The following is a 6,403-nucleotide window of genomic DNA, read 5'->3' as shown; positions in this document are numbered from 1 at the left end:
GGCTCTATGCACCTATCCTCTCGACAGGTGCCACGCAACCGAGATAATCGATGTGGTCATCAATCATCAGTTCGCTTTGATCAAAAGGGAAGGAAAATGGGAGCGGATAGAAAGTTCCAGGCGCAAAAAAGCAGAAGAGGAAGCTGCTCAGGCTGCAAAAGACTGGGAATATACCTTTGATGCTGTGCCGGACCTGATAGCCATACTTGACACTGAATATCAGGTTTTTCATGCAAACAAAGCCATGGCGACAAGATTAGGGGTGACACCGGAAGAGTGTGTCGGGTTGACCTGTTATCGTGTTGTCCATGGGACGGATGAGCCCCCCTCTTTTTGCCCTCACCGGCGGTTGCTTAAGGACGGGCTTGAACACACTGAAGAGGTTTTCGAGGATTGCCTTGGTGGTTATTTTTTAGTAAGCGTCTCACCATTGCATGATTCAGAAGGGAAACTCATTGGAAGTGTTCATGTCGCCCGTGATATCAATGAACGCAAACAAGCCGAAGAAGCACTGATTAGAAGTGAGAATAAATTCCGTACGTTGGCGGAAAATTCTCCTGACATAATTGTCCGCTTTGACAGGCAAAATCGGCACATATATGCCAATCCCGCTGCTGCGGAACCTTATAGCAGGCCTCCGGAGGAAATCATTGGCAAAACTCATGGGGAACTGGGGATGGACCCTGAAAAGGCGAAATTCTGGGAAAGGCACCATGAAAACGTTTTTACCACAGGTAAACCCGAAACAATAGAATTCCGGTATACATCACCTAAAGGAAAAGAATACTACTTCAATACCCAAATAATACCGGAATTTATTGATGGCAAAGTGACATCTGTTCTTTCTATTTCCCGCGACATTACGGAGAAAAAAGAAGCGGAATCTAAGTTAAAAGAAACGCTCAATAATTTAGAAAATTTAGTTGAAGAGCGAACAGTCCAGCTTGAGAAGGCTTACAATTCTTTGAAAGAAAGTGAAAAATGTCTTGCTGAAGCTCAAAGAATGGCTCACCTTGGAAACTGGGACTGGAATATTGTGACCAATCAATTTTACTGGTCTGATGAGATTTATCGTATTTGTGGGCTCATTCCTCAAGAGTGTGAGATAACTTACGATTCATTTTTAAGTTACGTACATCCAGACGATCGAAACCTTATTATCAATGCCTCCATGGGAGCTTGGGATGGAAAGCCGTATGGTATTGATCATAGGATTATCTCAGTTGATGGGAAAGAACGCATAGTACATGTACAAGGTGAAGTTATTTTTGATGAGGAAAACATTCCTATTCAAATGAAGGGAACAGTTCAGGATATCACAGAGCGCAAGAAGGTAGAGGAGATGCTAAAAGAGAGCGAGGGCAGATTGAAAGCTCTTTTTAAGCTGCTGCCTATTGGAGTTTCTATCCTCGATAAGCAAAGAAATGTCCTGGATGTAACCCTTACCCTGGAGAGAATCATGGGCCTCTCCAGATCGGATTTGCTCAAAGGGAATCATAAGATCCGGAAGTACCTTTGGTCAAATGGCGCAGAGATGCCGTATGAGGATCTCCCCAGTGTAAGGGCTCTGAAAAAGAAAGGGTCGATTCAGAGTTCAGAGGTGGGGATGGTCAAGAAGGACGGCAGCATCATCTGGGCGGATGTGAGTGCAATATCTCTGCCTTTTTCCGATGGCCATGTAGTTGTTACCGTAAGGGATATTACCGAAAACAAAAAAGCCGAAGAAAAACTTCAGACCCTGGCTAATGCTCTTGAATCATCAGATGATGCCATTGTAACCAGATCTCTTGATGGTATTATTACGAGCTGGAATAAGGGAGCAGAGCAGATTTATGGTTACTTAGCCGAAGAAGTCCTGGGAAAAAACATCTCAATGTTTGAACCAGATACCCTGAAAGGGGAAATAAAACAGTTAGATGAAAAGATAAAACAGGGAGAACGGATCCGCCACTATGAAACTTTAAGGTTAAAAAAAGACGGCACGATAATAAATATTTCAATAACTCTTTCTCCTGTTTTTAACGCATCCGGAATACTTGTGGCGATCTCGACTGTTTCCAGAGACATTACAGAGCGCAAGATGGCCGAAGAAGCACTGATCAGAAGTGAGAATAAATTCCGTACATTGGCTGAAAATTCTCCGGACTTGATCGCCCGCCTGGACCGGCGAACTCGCCACTTATATGCCAATCCTGCATATTCAGAAGTGTATAACATTTCTCAAGAGAATATCATTGGCAAAAACAATAGTGAGCTTGGAATGGACCCTGAAAAGGTAAAATTCTGGGAAAGGCACTATGAAAATATTTTTGCCACAGGAAAACCCGAAACAATGGAATTCCAGTATACATCGCCTCAAGGAAAAGAGTACTACTTTAATACACGAATAGTACCGGAGTTTGTTGATGGTGAGGTGACTTCTGTTCTCGCGATTTCCCGTGATATTACTGAGCGCAAAATGGCTGAAGAGACTATGGAGAAAATGGATAAATTCAGAATAAAAGAAATCCACCACCGGATTAAAAATAATCTGCAGGTAATCTCTTCTCTTCTCAGTCTTGAAGCTGAAAGGTTCAGTGATACAAAAATGCTTGAAGCCTTCAGGGAAAGCCAGGGCAGGGTTACTTCAATGGCTCTGATTCATGAGGAGCTATACAAGGGAAACGAGACCGAAACCCTTGATTTTGCAGCTTATCTCCGGAAGCTGACTTCAAATCTTTTCGGCTCATATAATCTTAGAAAAGACAATATTAGCGTAAGACTGGACCTTGAGCAGATTTATCTTGATATGGATATTGCAATCCCTCTCGGAATTATTGTAAACGAGCTGGTTTCAAATGCCCTGAAGCACGCTTTTCCTGCTGGGGGGAAAGGCGAAATCCACATAACCCTTTACAAAACAGGGGCGTCTGCCTATATATACGATACTCCCTGTCCGAATCCCCACCATAGGGAAAAAAATGGTTCCCATTACATACTCAAAGTATCGGATAACGGAAAAGGCATCCCTGAAGAAATAGAGTTTCAAAATGCTGATTCTCTCGGGCTTCAACTTGTAAATATTCTTGTTGAACAGATAGACGGCTGTATAGAACTTAGAAGGAATCCCGGGACAGAATTTACTATCCGGTTTAGCAGTAAAGAAACATGAGCTAACCTTGTTCTTTTTTTTGAAAGTTGCCTCTACTGGCGGATAATGCGATAGCTTTACAGCAGGACCTCATGAAAAAAAAAACGAACAGTTGCCGCAAATCTTAACCTGAACAGGATTAATCAATGATTCCTGAACTGATTAAATGAGGGTTCCTAAATGAGAGTTCCTGAATCAATTTTAATATAAAGTAATTGATATATAGAAGAATACATTAAAAATATAATATATAATTTAGTTTTTTTAAAAATGTTCAGTACATAAAAGTTATGTTTTTTGAGAAACATCCAAACTTAATTTATACTGAAAGAGATCTACTTAAAAAAGAAAAAACATAAAGAACATAGTGAACACTTAAAAGTCTAGTGTCGCTTCAGCAGTAAAATGTCTTATAAAATCAATTACAACTATTCAGAATCATTCAATCCTTGATGATTGACGCGACACTAGCCATAACTCATTGCAGACCCTGTTTTAAGATAAGAATAGGATTGGGATATGCCCGGAGAAGATGTGGAATGAATGAAAGGCTGAGGGAGTCTGGGATTGATATTATTGGGGATATTCCCTGGGGAACGCACTTCTGCCAGTTCTACCAGACAAAAGAAGATTTGATGGACATACTTGTCCCCTACTTCAGAGCAGGGCTGGAAAATAACGAATTCTGTATGTGGGTCACATCGCAGCCTCTTGAAGTAGAAGATGCAAAAGAAGCCCTGAGAAGAGCTGTTCCTGATATTGATGCTTACCTTGAGAAGGGACAAATCGAAATTATTCCCTCCACTTACTGGTATGTAAAAGAGGGTGTATTCGATTCGGAAAAGGTCTTAAACGGCTGGATTGAAAAACTCAATCATGCCCTTGCCAGTGGATACGATGGCTTGAGGTTGAGCGGGAAAACTTTCGGGCTGGAAAAAGAAGGCTGGAATGGTTTCATTGAATACGAAAAAGAAATAGACAACATTATCGGCAACTTTCATATGATGGCTCTATGCACCTATCCTCTCGACAGGTGCCACGCAACCGAGATAATCGATGTGGTCATCAATCATCAGTTCGCTTTGATCAAAAGGGAAGAAAAATGGGAGCGGATAGAAAGTTCCAGGCGCAAAAAAGCAGAAGAGGAAGCTGCTCAGGCTGCAAAAGACTGGGAATATACCTTTGATATTGTGCCGGACCTGATAGCCATACTTGATGCTGAATATGGGGTTGTTCGTGCAAACAAGGCCATGGCGGCAAGATTGGGGGTGACACCGGAAGAGTGTATCGGGTTGACCTGCTATCGTGTTGTCCATGGGATGGACGAACCCCCCTCCTTTTGCCCTCATCGGCAATTACTTGAGGATGGACTTGAGCACACCAAAGAAGTTCGCGAAGAAAGCCTTGGTGGCGATTTCATAGTAACCGTCTCACCTTTGCATGATTCCGAAGGAAAACTCACTGGATGCATTCATGTCGCCCATGATATCACCGAGCGCAAACGGGCAGAGGAGGCACTGCGCCTGAGTGAGCAGCGCGTCAGGCTGAAGTTGGAGAGCATTCTCTCGCCTGATCGGGAGATGGCTAACCTGGAGCTTGCTGATATCGTTGATGCCCAGGCGATCCAGTCCCTCATGGACGATTTCTATAAGCTTGCTCACATTCCCATGAGCCTGGGGGATCTCAAAGGCAATTTTCTGGTGGGTGTCGGATGGCAGGAGATCTGCACCAGATTCCACAGGGTTCACCCCGAAGCCTGCAAGCACTGCATAGAAAGCGACACAAAACTATCCGCGGGCGTTGCCCCTGGAGAGTTTAAACTGTACAGGTGCAAGAACAACATGTGGGACATAGCGACCCCTCTCATTGTGGGCGGCCAGCACGTCGGCAATATTTTATCAGGGCAGTTCTTTTTTGAGGACGAAACTCTGGACTATGAGCTTTTCCGGGCCCAGGCTAAAAAATACGGCTTCAATGAGGAGGAATACATAGCAGCACTTGAAAAAGTTCCGCGGTTGAGCAGGGAGGCTGTGGACACAGGCATGACCTTCTTCATGAAGCTTGCCCACATGTTCTCACAGTTAAGCTACAGCAATATCAAGCTGGCCCAATCGCTGTCGGAACGCGATTCCCTGGTGGATGCGCTGCGGGAGAGCGAGGAACGTTTCCGGGCGGTCCTTGAGAACTCACTCGATGTGGCTTACCGGCGAAACCTTCAGACCGACCGCTATGATTACATGAGCCCGGTAGTAGAGCAGATCACCGGCTTCTCTGCCCAAAAGATGAGCGCCATGAGCATCAATGAAGTTCTTGATCACGTTCATCCCGACGACCATCCCCAGGTTACTGCGGAACTGGCCCAGGCATTCGAGACAGGCCATGGAACCCTCGAGTACCGGTTCAAGCGCAAAGACGGAAAATACCGCTGGTTAGCCGATCACTTCACGGTGATCAAGGACCAGAATGACATGCCCCTTTTCAGCGGAGGTATCATCCGCGACATTACCAGGCAAAAGCAGGCTGAAGAAGCACTGATAAGAAGTGAGAATAAATTCCGTACATTGGCTGAGAATTCTCCTGACGTGATTTCCCGCCTTGATAGACAAAATCGATATATGTATGTTAATCCTGCAGCTGCGGAACCTTATGGCCACTCTCCAGAAGAAATCGTTGGGAAAACTAATAGTGAACTTGGGATGGACCCTGAAAATGTGAGATTCTGGGAAGGGCATTATGAAAATGTTTTCACCACAGGCAAACCCGAAACAATGGAATTCCATTATAAATCGCCTCAAGGAAAAGAATACTATTTTAATACAAGAATAGTACCGGAATTTGTTGGCGGTGAAGTGTCTTCTGTTCTTGCTATTTCCCGTGATATTACAGATGAAAAAGAAGTAGAAGCTAAGTTGAAAGAAGCATATGAAAATTTAGAAAAATTAGTTGAAGAACGGACAACGCAACTTGAAAATGCTTATAACTCATTGAAGGAAAGTGAAAAAGGTCTTGCTGAAGCTCAAAAAATGGCTCATATTGGAAATTGGTATTGGGATATTGCAACTGATAAAACATACTGGTCTGAGGAAATGTATAGTATTTTCGGACGCGACCCTCAAGAATTAGCACCATCGTACAATGAATATTTAAGTTATATACATCCCGATGATCGAGACTACTTTGATAATGCCACTATGAAAGCTGTAAATGGAAAACCTTACAGCATTGATCACAGGATTATTTTAGCTAAGGGGGAAGAACGCACAGTCCACATAC

At 43.6% G+C, this 6,403-nt stretch carries 2 protein-coding genes; both read left to right on the top strand.

The genetic code is table 11. From position 1 onward, the window contains the following. Positions 1 to 3,151 (top strand): PAS domain S-box protein (locus EO95_RS11680; protein ID WP_156164051.1); only part of this gene is annotated, 3,151 nt, incomplete at its 5' end. A 518-nt stretch (positions 3,152 to 3,669) separates the two neighbouring features. After that, on the top strand, positions 3,670 to 6,403 hold a 2,734-nt coding region (locus tag EO95_RS11675), incomplete at its 3' end, for a PAS domain S-box protein (RefSeq protein WP_156164050.1).

The organism is Methanosarcina sp. 1.H.T.1A.1 (assembly GCF_000979295.1).
Classification (GTDB): domain Archaea; phylum Halobacteriota; class Methanosarcinia; order Methanosarcinales; family Methanosarcinaceae; genus Methanosarcina.
Note: the sequence above shows the minus strand (reverse complement) of the source record. Positions and strands in the feature narration are given on the sequence as shown.